The following is a 16,110-nucleotide window of genomic DNA, read 5'->3' as shown; positions in this document are numbered from 1 at the left end:
CATGACTGAGACGACCGATTCCACGCTGGCCGGACTGGCGGCCCAGGTCGCGGATGCCTGCGAGGCGGGACGCGCATTGACGATCGCCGGCGGTGGTAGCAAGCCGTTTCTCGGCGAGGCGCCGCCCGACACGAACGCGGAAAAGCTCGATATCACCGCGTACCGCGGTGTCGTCAGCTACGACCCGGGCGAACTGGTGATGACGGCCCGCGCCGGCACCCTGCTGGCCGAGATCGAAGCCGCGCTGGATACCGAAGGCCAGCGGCTCGCCTTCGAACCCCCGCACTACGGCGAGACCGCCACGCTCGGCGGCACTATCGCCACCGGCATCTCCGGCCCGGGGCGGCCATATACCGGAGCGGCCCGTGATTTCGTGCTCGGTACGAAGATCATCAACGGCCGCGGCGAGGTCCTGCGTTTCGGCGGCGAGGTCATGAAGAACGTGGCCGGCTACGACTTGTCGCGGCTCATGGCCGGCGCCCACGGCACGCTGGGCGTGCTGGCCGAGATCAGCCTCAAGGTCCTGCCGGCGCCGCGTTTCAGCCGCACCCGCGTCTTCGAATTCGATGCGGCGACGGCCATCGAACGCTTTAATGCCTGGGGGCTGCGGCCGTGGCCGATCACGGCGGCCTACTGGGAAGACGGCCGCGCTTATCTGCGCCTCTCGGGCGCTGAATCCTCGGTCAGCGCGGCGATGGAGACGCTCGGCGGCGAAACGCTGGCGGACGATGCCCTATTCTGGGCCGACGTACGCGAGCATCGTCGCGACTTTTTCACGCGCGGCGACGCGCCGCTGTGGCGCCTGTCCGTGGCGCCGGCCACGCCAACGCTCGATCTTCACGGCGAAACCGCGCTCGACTGGGGCGGGGCCCAGCGCTGGCTGGTTTCGGACGAATCGCCCGAATCGATTCGCGCGGCGGTCGCGGCGCATGGCGGGCATGCGAGCGTGTATCGGGACGCGGCGGGCGAGCCGATCCGGCCGCGCCAGCACCCCATGCCGGCGGCGCTGCGCCAGCTCTCGCAACGCCTCAAACACTCGATGGATCCGGCGGGTATTCTCAACCCGGGCCGGATCGACCCGGAGTTCTAGCCATGCAGACCTCGATCATCGACGCCCTGCGTGACACCGAGGACGGCCGCGAGGCCGATCGTATCCTGCGTGCCTGTACCCATTGCGGCTTCTGTACCGCGACCTGTCCGACCTACCAACTGCTGGGCGACGAGCGAGACGGCCCGCGCGGGCGGATCTATCTGATCAAGCAGGTGCTCGAAGGCGAAACACCGACCGAGAAGACCCAGTACCATCTGGATCGCTGTCTGACCTGCCGCGCCTGCGAAACCACCTGTCCGTCGGGCGTGGAGTACGCCAAGCTGGCCGATATCGGCCGCGATCTGGTAGATCGCCAGGTCGAGCGGCCGGCGCGGGAGCGCTGGCTGCGCTGGTTGTTGCGCCACGTCGTCGCCTATCGGCGTCGGTTTGCAGTAGTCCATGCGCTGGGCCAGATCGCCCGCCCGTTTCTGGTCGGGCGGCTCGCACCGCTGCGCCAGAAACTGCCGCCGCGCCGCCCCCGCGTCGACTGGCCACAAGCGAGCGAGCGCTCGCGCCTGATGCTCGTACACGACGGCTGCGTGCAGCCGGTCGCGACGCCGAATACCAATGCTCACGCGGCGCGCATCCTGGACCAGCTGGGTATCCGACTGGTCGCGGCCAGCGGGGCGGGCTGCTGCGGCGCGTTGTCGCAGCATCTGTCGCATCGCGCCGAAGCCCATGACTTCGCACGCGCCAATATCGATGCCTGGTGGCCGTACATCGAGCAGGGGGCGGAAGCGATCGTGATCACCGCCAGCGGCTGCGGCGCGTCGATCACCGAGTACGGGTACATGCTGCGCAACGACCCGGCCTATGCCGAAAAAGCAGCGCGCGTCTCCGAACTGGCTCGCGATCTCAGCGATATTCTGGCCGACGAAGACCTGTCCGCACTCGCCGATATCGGCGGCGGCCGGCGTGTAGCCTATCACCCGCCGTGCACGCTGCAGAATGCGCCCGGCCTGCACGACAAGATCGGCGTGATTCTCGCCGGCGCCGGTTACAAGCTCACGCATGTTTCCAACGCGCATCTATGCTGCGGTTCAGCCGGCTCGTATTCGATCCTCCAGCCGGAGATCGCCAACCAGCTGCGGGCCGACAAACTCTCGTCACTGGGCGCCGACAACCCCGAGGTGATCGTTACCGCCAACGTGGGGTGCCAGTTGCATCTGGAAGCCGCGGCCGGCGTGCCGGTGCGACACTGGATCGAATTGCTGGAGCCCGAAGCGCTTAAACCGGTGCGAGCAGCGGCCGCTTGAGCTAGGCGCCTGCGATCCTTGTTTATCCGCAGATTTCGCAGATGGCGCAGATTGAAGAAGACTGGATTGTTGTCATTCTCTTCTTGTGATGCATGGACGGGCGCGGTAGCTGTGAGAGAGCCGCGAACGCGACTTTCTTGCATAGCTTGAAAAGCCGCGTCATCTGCGGATCAAACCGCTTGTGGCTTGGGATCGTGACCTAGATAAAGCCCGGCGATGTCGATGGCTGGCGCGATCGGCAACGGCTTGAGCCGGGCGGCTGCGTTCCTTGTTTATCCGCAGATTTTGCAGATGGCGCAGATTGCAGATGGAGAGCGTGTCGTTGTCTTGTCGTGACGCGTGGGCGCGGTAACGGTGCGGAAGCCGCGAATGCGGGTTTCTATCACTGCTTTAAAGAAGCTGTGTCATCTACGAAATCTGCGGGTCAAACGTCTTCGGCTTCGACGCGTAGATCGTGGACGACGCGGTCACTTCTGGCGACTCGCGTGAGTCCCCATCGGCCCGGACACGAGGCGGTCCAGAAACGTATCGAGTACGCGATTCGGGCGTCGGCCGCTGCGGGTGATCGTGTGGTAATCGATGGCATAGCTGAAGATGTCCGGCCGCAGGGCAACCAGCCGGCCGGCATCGACCCAGCGCTGGGCATAGTGTTCGGGCAACAGACCGATATAGCGCCCGGTGAGTACGAGAAACGCAATACCTTCGCGTTCGCTGGCCGTGGCCGTGTGGTTGAGACGGTCGACCACCGCCTGGGCCTCGTCGGATAGCGGGTAGGCCGGCAGTACGGCATCGGCGGCTTCAATCGCGGCCACTGTCGGTGCCTCTGTGCTGGCGAGCGGATGGCTGACCGCGGCATAGAGCAGCGTCTGCTCGGTGTACAGCGCGATGTAATCCAGGGCGGCAAGCCGCGACAGGGCCGGGGTGACGCCGACATGCAGGCGCCCGTCGAGTACCGCGGTTTCAATATGGCCCGGCGGCATCATGTGGATATTGGTATGCACCGCCGGGCCGCGATCCTTGAGCGCGGCGAGCGCGTCGGTGATCCGCATCTCCGGCAGGGTGACCAGGTTGTCGGTGATGCCGATATTAAGTTCGCCGCGGAGCTCGTGGTGCAGCGCGTTCACCTCGTTGCGAAAACTCTGCAGATGCGCGATCAAGCGCCGCGCGGCCTGGTCGACGGCCTCGCCCTCGGCGGTGAGCACGAACCCCGAGCGCCCGCGCTGGCAGAGCGTGAAACCGAGCCGTGTTTCCAGCTCGCCCATATGGATGGAAACGGCCGAACGGCTGATGCCCAAGAGGGCCGCCGCCGGGGTAAAACCGGCCGCGTCCACCACCGCCCGAAAGACACGCAGCAGCCGCAGGTCGATATCGCTGATCTGGCCAAGCCGTTCGACGCCGCGTTTCATGACGGACTCCACATGCTTTAATGGAATATAACGTGAATTAAAAAACTTCCATATTTAATCACGTATCGAATCGGCCTAGTCTCAGTCATCGTTCGTCGACCGGAGCTCGTCATGGCTGACATTGCACAAACGCTGGATTTCGATAGCTACTGGATGCCGTTTTCCGGCAACCGTCAGTTCAAGGCCAACCCGAAACTGATGGTGGCCGCCAAGGACTGTCATTACACCGACGCCGACGGTCGCCAGGTGTTCGACAGTCTGTCCGGGCTTTGGTGCGCGAGCTTCGGCCATGGCCGGCCCGAGATCGCCGAGGCGATTGCCAAGACGGCCAAAACGCTCGATTACGTGCCGCCGTTCCAGTACGCCCATCCGATGGCCTTCGAACTGGCCGAGCGGGTCAAGAACATCGTGCCGGCCGGGCTCGAACATGTGTTCTTCACCAACTCGGGCTCCGAATCGGCCGATACCGCGATCAAGATCGCCCGCGCCTACTGGGCGCACCGTGGCCGTCCGGAAAAAGCGCGGCTGATCGGTCGCGAGAAGGGTTATCACGGGGTTAACGTCGGCGGCACCGGCATGGGCGGCATCCCCGGCAACAAGGCGTTCTTCGGCGACATGCTGACCACCGAGCACCTGCCGCATACGCTGATCGAGAGCAATCGCTTCACCCGCGGCGTGCCCGAGCACGGCGCCGAGGTGGCCGATGTTCTCGAGCAGCGTATTCTCGAACACGGCGCGGATACGGTGGCGGCGGTGATGGTCGAGCCGATGAGCGGTTCGGCCGGTGTGATCGTGCCGCCGGCCGGCTATCTCAAGCGGCTGCGCGAGATCTGCGATCGTCACGATATCCTGCTGATCTTCGACGAAGTGCTCAACGGTTTCGGCCGGGTCGGCGCCAGCTTCGGTGCCGAGTTGTTCGGCGTGACGCCGGACATCATGACGCTGGCCAAGAACCTGACCAATGGCGCGGTGCCGATGGGCGCGGTCGTGACCAGCGACGCGATCTACGACACGTTCATGGATACCGAGCGGCCGCACCACGCGGTCGAGCTGGCCCACGGCTATACCTATTCGGCGCATCCGCTGGCCTGCGCGGCCGGTCTCGCGGCCATGGATATCTACGAAAACGATCGCATGGTCGAGCGCGCGGCCGAACTGGCGCCGTATTTCGAAGACCAACTGCACGCGTTGCGCGGCGCGCCGCATATCGTGGATATCCGCAATCTCGGTCTGGCCGGCGCGCTGGAGATCGAAACTGCCGGCGAGGACCCGACCTACCGGCCGTGGAAGATCGCCCAAGCGGCCTGGGATCGTGGTATGTATCTGCGCTTTGGCGGCAATACGGTCCAGCTCGGCCCGCCCTTCATCGCCGAGCGCCGCGATATCGATTTCATGTGCGAGGTGCTCGACGCCGCGATCCGCAGCGTCGACTGACACGCACGCTTAACCCGCTACGATCATCCTGACCTGCCATCGTGATCGGCGATGGCAGGGTAGGGCGTGGTCGCGTTTCATTGCCGCCGACACGGTCGTCGCGGCGGCTGCCTGCAAGGAAGAACCCAGCATGCAAGTAGGTGTACCCAAGGAAATCAAGGCCGCCGAGGCGCGGGTCGGTCTGACCCCGGCCGGCGCGCGCGAACTCGTCGCCCACGGCCATCGCGTGTTCGTGGAAACCAACGCCGGCTCGGCCGCGGGCTTCGCCGACGAGGCCTACACGGCGCAGGGCGCCGAGATTCTGGACTCGGCCGAGGCCGTATTCGACGCCGCCGAAATGATCGTCAAGGTCAAGGAACCGCAGTCGGTCGAGTACAAGCGCCTGCGTGCCGACCAGCTGTTGTTCACTTATCTGCATCTGGCGCCCGACGCCGAGCAGACCCAGGGCCTGATCGATTCCGGCTGTGTCGCCATTGCCTACGAAACGGTCACCGGCGCCAACGGCGGCCTGCCGCTGCTGTCGCCGATGAGCGAAGTCGCCGGTCGTTTGTCGGTGCAGGCGGGTGCCGCCGCGCTGGAGAACGTGACCGGCGGCGCGGGCGTGCTGCTGGGCGGCGTGCCCGGCGTGCCACCGGCCAAGGTGACGGTGATCGGCGGCGGGGTGGTCGGCACCAACGCGCTGCGCATGGCGGTCGGCCTCGGTGCCCATGTGACCGTGGTCGACAAGTCCATCGACCGGCTGCGCGAGCTCGACGAACTCTACGGCAGCCGCCTGACCACGCTGTATTCCAACACCGAGAATCTCGAAAGCGCGGTCACCGAGGCCGATCTGGTGATCGGGGCGGTGCTGTTGCCGGGCGCGGCCGCGCCCAAGCTCGTCACCCGCGAGATGATTGCCGGCATGCGCCCGGGCAGCGCCGTCGTGGACGTAGCGATCGACCAGGGCGGTTGCTTCGAGACCAGCCGGCCCACCAGCCACGCCGAGCCGACCTACACGGTCGACGGCGTCGTGCATTATTGCGTGACCAACATGCCGGGCTGTGTCGCACGGACCTCGACCTTTGCGTTGACCAACGCCACGCTGCCTTACGTGCTGCAACTGGCCGACAAAGGTTATAAGCAGGCACTGACCGACAACTCGCATCTGGCCGCCGGCCTGAACGTGCACAAGGGCCAGGTGACGCACGAAGCAGTGGCGAGCAATCTCGGCCATACCTACGTGCCGGCTGCCGACGCGCTGGCCAGTTAATCAACGGATCAAGGAGACTGCCATGAGCTACGGCCATTGGATCAACGGAACGCTCGTGACCCCGGAAGGCGGGCGCACGCTGCCCGTACACAACCCGGCCACCGGCGAAGCCCTCGGCGATCTGCCGCTGGCGGACGCAGCCCAGGTGAATGAAGCCATTGCGGCCGCCGAAGCCGCGCTGCCCGGTTGGGCGGCGACCACGCCCGTGCGCCGGGCGCGGGTACTGTTTCGCTTCAAGCAACTGCTCGACGAGCATATCGACGAGCTGGCCGCGCTGATCACCCGCGAACACGGCAAAGTATTTTCGGATGCCAAGGGCGAAGTCGTGCGCGGCATGGAAGTCGTCGAGTACGCCTGCGGCGCCCCGGAACTGCTCAAGGGCGAGCACAGCCTCAACGTCGGCACCGGCGTGGATTCCTTCTCGCTGCGCCAGCCGGTCGGCGTGGTCGCCGGCATCACGCCCTTCAACTTCCCGGCGATGGTGCCGATGTGGATGTTCCCCATCGCGCTGGCCTGCGGCAATACGTTCATCCTGAAGCCCTCGGAAAAAGATCCGGCTACGGCACTGCGTCTCGCCGAGCTGCTCACCGAGGCTGGTCTGCCCGACGGCGTGTTTAACGTGGTCAACGGTGACAAGGAAGCGGTCGATACGCTCATCGACGACGAACGCGTGACCGCGCTCAGCTTCGTCGGCTCCACGCCGATCGCCGAATCCATCTATGCCCGCGGCGCGGCCAACGGCAAGCGCGTACAGGCGCTCGGCGGGGCCAAGAACCACGTCATCGTGCTGCCGGACGCCAATATGGACGCGGTGGTCGACGGCCTGATGGGCGCGGCCTACGGCTCGGCCGGCGAGCGCTGCATGGCGGTCTCGGTGGCGGTGCCGGTCGGCGAGGAAACCGCCGATCGTCTGGTGGCCGCGATCGAAAAACGTCTGGCCTCACTGACCGTAGGTGACGGTCTGGCCGATCCGGAGCCGCAGATGGGCCCGCTGGTCAGCGCTGAACACCGCGACAAGGTCCACGGCTATGTCGACCTCGGTGTAGAAGAAGGCGCCCAACTGGTCGTGGACGGCCGCGGCTTCAAGTCGAGTGACAATCCGGACGGCTATTATCTCGGCGGCTGCCTGTTCGACCACGTCACGCCGGACATGCGGATCTATAAAGAAGAGATCTTCGGCCCGGTGCTGTCGGTGGTACGCCAGAACTCGCTGGACGAGGCCATCGAACTGGTCAACGCGCACGAGTTCGCCAACGGCGTGGCCATCTTCACCAACCACGGCGGCGCGGCGCGCAAGTTCCACGAGCGCATCCGCGTCGGCATGGTCGGCGTGAACGTGGCCATTCCCGTGCCGATGGCGTTCCATTCCTTCGGCGGCTGGAAGCGCTCGCGCTTTGGCGTGCTGCATGCCCACGGCCCGGACGGCGTGCGCTTCTACACCCAGCTCAAGACCGTGACCCAGCGCTGGCCGGATGCCCCGGACGACGCCAACGCGTTTGCGATGCCGACGCACTGACGCCGGCCCGTAAAGCGAGCCTGAATCGCGCCGCTCGGGAAACCGAGCGGCGCTTTTTCATGCTCTTATTCCGCCGCTTCGGTTTCCCGGATCGTTTCGCTCGGGCGGTTGAAGCGCTGTGGTTCGGGGGTGACGAACACATGATCGGCCGGTTCGTCTTCTTCCAGCGACATCAACGACGCGTTGCCGCCGGCGGCGGTGGTATCGCGCGACACGGCCCGCTCGGTGGCGAACCGGTGCAGGTAGTGCGGGCCGCCGGCCTTGGGACCGGTGCCGGACAGGCCTTCGCCGCCGAACGGATGCACGCCGACGACTGCGCCGATGATGTTGCGGTTGACGTAGGCATTGCCGACCTTTAGGCGTTTGAGTACTCGTTCGACCGTGGTGTCGATACGGCTGTGGATGCCGAAGGTCAGGCCATAACCGAGGCCGTTGATGTCGTCGACCACGCGGTCGATCTCGTCGGCCTTGAAGCGGATGATGTGCACGATCGGCCCGAACTGTTCGTCGCCGAGCTGCGAGATCGAGTCGAGCTCGTAGATACGCGGCGCGATGTAGGTGCCGTTGGTATGCGCCTCGCCGAGTTCGCAAGTGTAATGCGCCTTGAAGGTCTGGTCGGCGTATTCGGCATAGGCCGCCAGGTTGTCGCGCGCTTCGGCGTCGATCACCGGGGTGACATCGGTGCCGAGGTTCCACGGATCGCCGACCGAGAGTTCGGCCATGGCGCCCGAGAGCATTTCGATCAGCGTGTCGGCGATGTCGGCCTGGACATAGAGCACGCGCAGCGCCGAGCAGCGCTGGCCGGCGCTCTGGAAGCCCGACCGGATGATGTCGGCCACGACCTGTTCGATCAGTGCGGAGGAATCCACGATCATCGCGTTCTGGCCGCCGGTTTCGGCGATCAGCGGAATGATCGGGCCGTCGCGCTCGGCCAGCGTCAGGTTGATCTTCTTGGCCGTGGCCAGCGACCCGGTAAAGGCAACGCCGGCGATACGCGAATCGGCGACCAGCTTGGCGCCGATGTCGCCCGCGCCGGGCAGAAAGGCCAGCACGTCGCCCGGGAAGCCGGCTTCGTGCATCAGCTCGATCGCACGGCTGCCGACCAGACAGGTCTGCTCGGCCGGCTTGGCGATCACGGCGTTGCCGGCGGCCAGGGCGGCCGCGACCTGCCCCGAGAAGATCGCCAGCGGGAAGTTCCACGGGCAGATCGCCACGAACACGCCGCGGCCATACAGGCCATAGGTATTGCGCTCGCCGGTCGGGCCGGGCAGGACATGATCGGTGGCGAATTCATCTTCGACCTGAACCGCGTAGTAGCGACAGAAATCCACCGCCTCGCGCACTTCGGCCACGCCGTCGGCGACGTTCTTGCCGGCCTCGCGCGTGCAGATGGCGATCAACTCGCCCAGATGGGATTCGAGCAGATCGGCATAGCGCCGCAGACAGGCCGCGCGCTCGGCGGCCGGGGTCGACGCCCAGCGCGGTGCGGCGTCGTGCGTGGTGGCGAGTGCCGCTTCCACGTCGTCGTCATCGGCGAGCGCCACGTGGCCGACGATCTGGTCGTTATGGGCCGGGTTACGGACCGCCTCGGCCTGATCGCCCGCCAGCGCATCAGCCGCGCGCTTGGGCAATTGGCCGCCGATCAGCGGGCCGGCCTGCCAGCTCTGGCTCGCGGCTTCGGCCATGGTTTCGGACAGTTGCGTGAGCTGGCGCAGATCGGACAGGTCGATGCCGCGCGCGTTGGGCCGGCGCTCGCCGTAGAGGTCGTGCGGCAACGGGATACGCGGATGCCGAACCTGCTCCTGTCCACGCACGACGCGCACCGGATCGGCCACGATATCGGCGATGGGCTCGTTCTCGTCGACCAGACGGTTCACGAACGAGCTGTTGGCGCCGTTTTCCAGCAGGCGCCGGACGAGATAGGCCAGCAGATCCTCGTGCGCGCCGACCGGGGCATAGATGCGGCAGCGCGGCCGCTGGTTCTTGTCCTGCTTCTCCACGATCTCGGAATACAGATCCTCGCCCATGCCGTGCAGGCGCTGGAACTCGAAGTCATTCCGGTCGCCGACCAGATGGTGGATATAAGCCAGCGTGTGGGCGTTGTGGGTCGCGAACTGGCCATAGAACACGTCGTCGTGCGCCAGAATGCGGCGCGCACACGCCATGTAGGAGACGTCGGTGTTGGCCTTGCGCGTGAACACCGGATAGCCGGCCAGACCGGCTTCCTGGGCGCGCTTGATTTCGGTGTCCCAGTAGGCGCCTTTCACCAGCCGCACCATAATGCGGCGACGATGGCGACGGCCGAGATCGGCCAGCCATTCGATCACGTCGAGTGCGCGCTTCTGGTAGGCCTGAACGGCCAGGCCGAGGCCTTGCCAGTCGCCGAGTTCGTCGTCGGCGGAGGCCAGCTCGAACAACTCGAGCGACAGATCCAGGCGGTCGGCTTCCTCGGCGTCGATGGTCAGGTTGATGTCGTACTGCGCAGCCAGCCGCGTCAGCCGCTGCAGGCGCGGCAACAGTTCATCGATCACGCGGTCGCGATGGCCCAACTCGTAGCGCGCGTGCAGGGCCGACAGCTTCACCGACACGCCGGGCGCGTCCTCCGGTCCGCGTTCGGCGCTGACCTTGCCGCAGGCCTCGATCGCGTGGTGATAGTCGTCGAAGTAACGCTGGGCGTCGGCGTCGGTGCGCGCGGCTTCGCCCAGCATGTCGTAGGAATAAGAATAGCCGCGGCGCTCCAGGGACTTCGCGTTGCGCAGGGCTTCCTCGATGGAGCGGCCCATGACGAACTGATGACCCATTACGCGCATGGCGCGACGCACGGCCGAACGGATGAACGGTTCGCCGGAGCGGCGCACCATGCGCCGCATGGTGCTGCGGAAATTGCGCTCGGGCAGGTCTTCGCGGCGTAGCATGCGCCCGGAGATCATCAGGCCCCAGGTCGAGGCGTTGACGAACCAGGACTTGGATTCGCCCAGATGCGATTCCCAGTTCGAGCCGCCGATCTTGTCCTCGATCAGCTTGTCGACGGTTTCGGAATCGGGGATGCGCAGCAGGGCCTCGGCCAGGCACATGAGCACCACGCCCTCGGCGCTGGAGAGCTCGTATTCCTGCATGAAGGCATCGATGCCGCCGCCCTCGGTGGCTTTGGCGCGCACCACTTCGACCAGCTTGGCGGCATCGGCCTCGATCATGCTGGCGGTGCTTTCATCCAGCGCCGCAATGTCGAGCAGCCGGGAGACTTGTTCGGCCTCGTCGGCGCGATAAGTGGCGAGCACGTTCTGATAGCTCGGATCGTCATAAACTCTGGGTGCTGACCATTGCATTGCGCGACTCCCGTGGTAAAAATCCTGCCCCGTACCCATCGGTGGCGATCGTGCGGCAGCGCGAGCGGTTAAGGCCGCGACCGGCAGTTTGACGATCGTCCCAGGCCACGCCCGCTGCAGACGCACGACCGTCGAGCCTAGCGTTCTTTGCGGCGCTCGTGTTGTTCGATCTTGTGCGTCGCTTGTCCGAAATGCCGCGTATGGGGTGGCAAATACGGGGCCCGAATCCATTGCTTATGAATCAGACTCAGGCTCGATTGAACCCGATTCGACGGGGCAGCGGAGAACACAGGCATTCATTCGCGCAGCTGTTGTTCGGGCTGGGCGGCACGGTGCACTGCGAGATGGCCGCCGGCGCATTCGAGGTGTCGACCGATCATATCGGCATCGTTCCGACCGACGCCGAGCATTTCTTCGCCGGTCGTACGGACGACAGCCGGCTGTTGGTCGTTGATCTGTTTCCAGACGATGCGGCCGTACGCCAGATCCAGGAGCTCGAACCACGCGCCGGTCTGCTGCAGATGTTGCAGTCGCCGCGATCGCTCCCGATGCCGAGCGAGCTGCGCGTGTTGATCGGCTGTGCCGCGGCCCAGCTGGCCCAGGGCCCGGATGCAGACCGGCTGGTTGCGCATCAATGGGCGACCATGCTGGCGGTGCAGGTTTACCGGCTGGCCGCAGGCCACGCTGAGCCGACCCGCGACGACAAGCGCGCGCGCTTCGAGGCGCTGGTCGATGCGCGGCTGGACACGCCGCCCAGCAACGCCGAGCTTCAACGGCATCTCGGCATGAGCGGATCGGCGCTGCACGCGTGGTGCCGGGCGCGCTATGACGCTTCGCCTCAGCAGGCCGTGTTGGCACGCCGCCTGCAGTGGGCGCGCCAGCGGCTGTTGAATACGAGTGCGGCCATCGCCCGCATCGCCCATGAGACCGGGTTCGCCGATGCGCCGAGCTTCACCAAGGCCTTCGCCCGCGTGCATGGCGTCACGCCGGGCGCGCTGCGGCGCGGCGCGGGCGATCCGTTCGACGAAAACGCCGCGCCGGCTATTTCGTATACAGCCTGAGGTTCTGTACGCGCGCGCGATAGGCCTCCATGCGCTCGCGCAGATCGGTCTTGTGCTCGGACGCGACGCAGTGCAGCAGTACGTTGAGCGCGCTCGTCAGCCCGCCGGTGGATTCCAGGATCAGCCCAGTCTGGGTCTTCATGCTGACGATATAGGGCGTGTCGATATAACGGGCGATGCCGTATTCGTCGCTGAAGACGACCAGATCGGTCTCGCTGGCGAGGCAGTCGTTGGCGAAAGTGATGCCGGCTTCGGCATAGGGCGTGATATCGATCAGGACCACGCAACAGCGCTCGTCGCGGCTGTCGATCCACTGGCCGAGCACGCCGCTGTAGAGATCGATGAATTCGACGCCGGGCCGGACCAGCGCCAGCCGGTTGGCGAAATCCTCGGCCAGGCCGCGTACGGTCTGGAAACCAGAGACGAAGACGCGCTCGGCTGCGGCCACGCGTGACACGATCGTGCGCCAGTGGGCGCCGCCGAGCTGCTCGGCGAAATCCTTGAGCGCGTTGATCTCGGCGTTGAGATGGCCCATCAGGTCCGCGGGCTGGTGCTCCACGCGTTCGACCAGCGTCGCGTTAAGCAACGAGCGCGTACGCAGGTCGTCGCGCAGCGCGTCCTTGAGGCCGTTCAAGCCCTTGTAGCCGAGTCGCCGCAGAAAGCGGCTCACCGTATTCGGGCTCACGCCGCTCTTCTGCGCGAGGCTCGCCCCGGTCTCGAACGCCAGATTTTCCAGGTTCGCCTGCAATGTCGCGTAGAGCGTGCGCTCGGACGGCGACAGGCCGCCTTCGAGCTGCTCGACGCGCTCAGTCAGGAGCGAGGATTCCTCAGCCTTTGACATTCGTATGGCATCCGAATTGCTTATGGTATTTGCATGTCATGCGCGTCTAGATTGACAGCCGGATCACTCGTCGTCTCGCCGATCAATGCGACGGGTGAAAGATGTGGCCCCTACGGGGCCGTGATCCGCGAGGAGGCGGCGCGTCATGACGATTCGATATCTCGATGGGCAAATGACAATGCCGGCCATTCTCGCACTGTTCGAACGGAGCTTTCGCGAATGACTCGAAACCGCGCACGTGATCTCGGCCTGCCGCTGGCCGGCGCCACGGGCCCGAACAACGCCATAACCGATGTTGATGGGGTTCTGGTGGGCTATGAAACCCTCGACGGCACGGCCGCCAACGGCCGGCCAATCAAGACCGGCGTGACGGCGATCCTGCCGCACGGTCGGTCGGGTACGCCGATGCCGGTCTGGGCCGGCTTTCATGCGCTCAATGGCAACGGCGAAGTTACGGGCACGCACTGGATCGAGCACGGCGGCTACTTCGTCGGCCCGGTCTGTCTGACCAATTCGCATAGCGTGGGCATCGTGCACCACGCGGCCACGCGCTGGATGCTCGATCACTATGCATCGCATTACGAAGCGCACCATCTGTGGGCGATGCCGGTGGTGGCCGAGACCTACGACGGCGTGCTTAACGATGTCAACGGCCAGCATGTCGACGTGCACCACGCCCGTGCCGCCCTTGATGCCGCAGCCGGCGGCGCGATCGCCGAGGGCAACGTCGGCGGCGGCAACGGCATGATCTGCTACGGCTTCAAGGGCGGGACCGGGACCGCCTCGCGCCGGGTGCGTGTGGGCGATGAGCAGTACACCGTTGGCGTGTTGGTCCAGGCCAATCACGGCAAGCGCGACTGGCTGCAGATTTGCGGCGTGCCGGTTGGCGAGGCGCTGGTCGATGACAACGAACCGGCCGAACTCAATCGCGAGCGCGGTTCGATCATCGCGATCGTGGCCACCGATGCGCCCATGCTGCCGCACCAGTTGAAGCGTCTTGCCCAGCGCGCCGGGCTCGGCATCGGCCGGGCCGGCAGCCCGGGCGGCAACGATTCCGGCGATATGTTTCTGGCGTTCAGCACGGCCAATCAGGGGCCGTTGCCGCAGCTCGCCCCCGCGCATCAGCAGCTGCGCTGCGTGAACAACGAATATTTCGATCCCTTCTATATGGCGGCGGTGCAGGCGACCGACGAAGCCGTGCTCAACGCCCTATTCATGGCCGAGGGGGCTGCCATGCACAAACCGGCCGGCTGGTGTCCGGCACTGGATGTCGATCGTCTGGCGCCCTTGCTGCGCCGGGCGGGCATCGCGATGAACGTCGACGGGCTTTGATTCTGTGCCCGGCGGGCCGGGCTGTTTCGTGAGGGCAAACCAGGAGAACTCGGATCATCATGACAACTGCCAATGCATCAACCACATCGCCGGGCGATAAGAATCGCCTGTCCGGTCAGCTCGGCACCGCCGGGGTGGTCTTCATGGTCGTGGCCGCCGCCGCGCCGCTCACCGTGGTCAGCGGCAACACGCCGCTGGCGATCGGGCTCGGCAACGGGGCTGCCGCGCCGCTGGGCTTCATCTTCGCATCCATCGTTTTGCTGATTTTCTCGGTCGGCTTCGTCGCGATGACGCCGTATGTGAAAGAGGCGGGCGCCTTCTTCACGTATGTCGGCACGGGACTCGGGGCGCGTGCCGGGCAGGGCACGGCCTTTGTCGCGCTGATCACCTATACCGCGATCCAGCTCGGCATCTACGGCTTCTTTGGCTGGGCGGCCAACGACACCGTCGTGGCCATGGGCGGGCCGGCATTGCCGTGGTGGCTGTATGCAGCCGCCTCGCTGATCGCCGTGGCCGCGCTGGGTTATCGCCATATCGAGCTGAGCTCGAAAGTGCTCGGTGTCGCACTGATACTCGAGATCAGCGTGGTTCTGATCATGAACGTCGCGATCGTGGCCGAGCCTTCCGGCAGCGCCATGAGCAGCCTGGCGCATGCGCCTACGGCACCGGCCGGCGCCGGGCCGTTCGGCATCGCCGTGCTGTTCGGCGTGACCGGGTTCATCGGCTTCGAGGCCACCGCCGTGTTTCGTGACGAGGCACGCGACCCCAATCGGACGATCCCGCGCGCGACCTATCTGGCGGTGCTGATCATCGGCGCCTTCTACACCGTGTCGTGTTGGTGCCTGGTGCATGCCTGGGGCCCCGCGACGGTGCGCCAGGTCGCCAACCAATATCTGGGCAACGGCGGCAACATGGTGCTCGATACCGCGCGCTTCTACACCGGCCACGCGTTGGCCGATCTCATGCAATTGCTGCTGCTGACCAGCTTGATGGCCTGCATCCTGTCGTTCCACAACATCGTGGCGCGCTATCAGTTCGTGCTGGCCAACTTCGGCATCCTGCCGCGCGCGTTCGCCGCCAGCCACTCGCGGCACGGCTCGCCGCATATCTCCTCGCTGGTGCAGACCGTCACGGCCATCGTGCTGGTCGCCCTGTGTGCCATTAGTGGTGCGAGTCCGCTGGTCGGCGTATTCGGCTCCATGGCCGGCATCGCCACCGTCGGCATCGTCATGCTCATGCTGCTGACATCGATCGCGGCGGCGGCCTTCTTCTTCAAAGCGCCGCATCTGGCGCCGGGCCGGGCGCTCACCACCCGCTGGATGCCGGTCGCCGCAACGGCGCTGCTGGCTTTCATCCTCTATCTGGTGCTGGCGAACTTCACCACCGTGACGGGTCTGGGCGTCGGGATCAGCACCTTACTGGCGATCATCCCCATGGCCGCGTTCGCGATCGGCATGGTCGCAATCAAGAAGTCATCGCTGGCGAGTCTCGCGACTCTGTCGCATGCGGCGGGTTGATCGCATCGAAAGATGAGCAGCGCTTCAAGTCTATGAGACGGCGCGCGCCGTTCGCTTGCCGGCCGGGAAAGCGGGCATGCCG

General features: G+C 65.7%; 11 protein-coding genes. 8 read left to right on the top strand and 3 right to left on the bottom strand.

The window, feature by feature from the left end; translation table 11 throughout:
* Position 1 precedes the first annotated feature (1 nt).
* The gene (gene glcE / locus C41B8_RS01410; RefSeq protein ID WP_037332973.1) at positions 2-1,090 is read left to right on the top strand and encodes a glycolate oxidase subunit GlcE; all 1,089 of its coding nucleotides are present in this window, start codon (positions 2-4) and stop codon (positions 1,088-1,090) included.
* Between the two features lie 2 nt (positions 1,091-1,092).
* Entirely contained in the window at positions 1,093-2,346 is a 1,254-nt protein-coding gene (gene glcF / locus C41B8_RS01405; protein WP_037332972.1) for a glycolate oxidase subunit GlcF, read from the top strand.
* Between the two features lie 467 nt (positions 2,347-2,813).
* On the opposite strand, the gene C41B8_RS01400 is transcribed toward glcF, so the two are convergent.
* Positions 2,814-3,752, bottom strand: coding sequence for a LysR family transcriptional regulator (locus tag C41B8_RS01400; protein WP_051882653.1), 939 nt, complete (start codon positions 3,750-3,752; stop codon positions 2,814-2,816).
* 111 nt (positions 3,753-3,863) lie between these two features.
* Between C41B8_RS01400 and aptA the strand changes: the two genes are divergently transcribed.
* The 3 genes from aptA (at position 3,864) to C41B8_RS01385 (ending at position 7,951) form a co-directional block, all read left to right on the top strand.
* Positions 3,864-5,186, top strand: coding sequence for an omega-aminotransferase AptA (aptA, locus tag C41B8_RS01395; protein ID WP_037332970.1), 1,323 nt, complete (start codon positions 3,864-3,866; stop codon positions 5,184-5,186).
* A 130-nt stretch (positions 5,187-5,316) separates the two neighbouring features.
* Positions 5,317-6,435: an alanine dehydrogenase gene (gene ald, locus C41B8_RS01390; protein WP_037332968.1), complete on the top strand. Its 1,119-nt coding sequence runs from the start codon at positions 5,317-5,319 to the stop codon at positions 6,433-6,435.
* A 22-nt stretch (positions 6,436-6,457) separates the two neighbouring features.
* Positions 6,458-7,951 carry a CoA-acylating methylmalonate-semialdehyde dehydrogenase gene (locus C41B8_RS01385; RefSeq protein ID WP_037332966.1) on the top strand — a complete coding sequence of 498 codons (1,494 nt, stop codon included), beginning with the start codon at positions 6,458-6,460 and terminating at the stop codon, positions 7,949-7,951.
* 65 nt (positions 7,952-8,016) lie between these two features.
* Here the strand turns inward: C41B8_RS01385 and putA are convergent, their stop codons facing one another.
* The gene (gene putA / locus C41B8_RS01380) at positions 8,017-11,277 is read right to left on the bottom strand and encodes a bifunctional proline dehydrogenase/L-glutamate gamma-semialdehyde dehydrogenase PutA (RefSeq protein ID WP_051882651.1); all 3,261 of its coding nucleotides are present in this window, start codon (positions 11,275-11,277) and stop codon (positions 8,017-8,019) included.
* Between the two features lie 236 nt (positions 11,278-11,513).
* On the opposite strand from putA, the gene C41B8_RS01375 reads away from it, so the two are divergent.
* On the top strand, positions 11,514-12,338 hold the full coding sequence (locus C41B8_RS01375; protein WP_198024989.1) for a helix-turn-helix transcriptional regulator: 825 nt from the start codon (positions 11,514-11,516) through the stop codon (positions 12,336-12,338).
* On the opposite strand, the gene C41B8_RS01370 is transcribed toward C41B8_RS01375, so the two are convergent.
* Entirely contained in the window at positions 12,319-13,179 is an 861-nt protein-coding gene (locus C41B8_RS01370) for a MurR/RpiR family transcriptional regulator (RefSeq protein WP_037332962.1), read from the bottom strand. The genes C41B8_RS01375 and C41B8_RS01370 overlap by 20 nt on opposite strands.
* Before the next feature lie 219 nt (positions 13,180-13,398).
* Between C41B8_RS01370 and C41B8_RS01365 the strand changes: the two genes are divergently transcribed.
* Together C41B8_RS01365 and C41B8_RS01360 are read left to right on the top strand one after the other, a co-directional pair.
* A complete protein-coding gene (locus C41B8_RS01365) occupies positions 13,399-14,511 on the top strand; it encodes a DmpA family aminopeptidase (RefSeq protein WP_037332960.1) in 1,113 nt (370 codons plus the stop codon).
* A 59-nt stretch (positions 14,512-14,570) separates the two neighbouring features.
* A complete protein-coding gene (locus C41B8_RS01360) occupies positions 14,571-16,028 on the top strand; it encodes an APC family permease (RefSeq protein WP_037332959.1) in 1,458 nt (485 codons plus the stop codon).
* Positions 16,029-16,110: the final 82 nt, after the last annotated feature.

It is taken from the genome of Salinisphaera hydrothermalis C41B8 (genome assembly GCF_000732535.1).
Lineage (GTDB): Bacteria > Pseudomonadota > Gammaproteobacteria > Nevskiales > Salinisphaeraceae > Salinisphaera > Salinisphaera hydrothermalis.
This window is presented reverse-complemented; position numbering and strand designations above follow the sequence as displayed.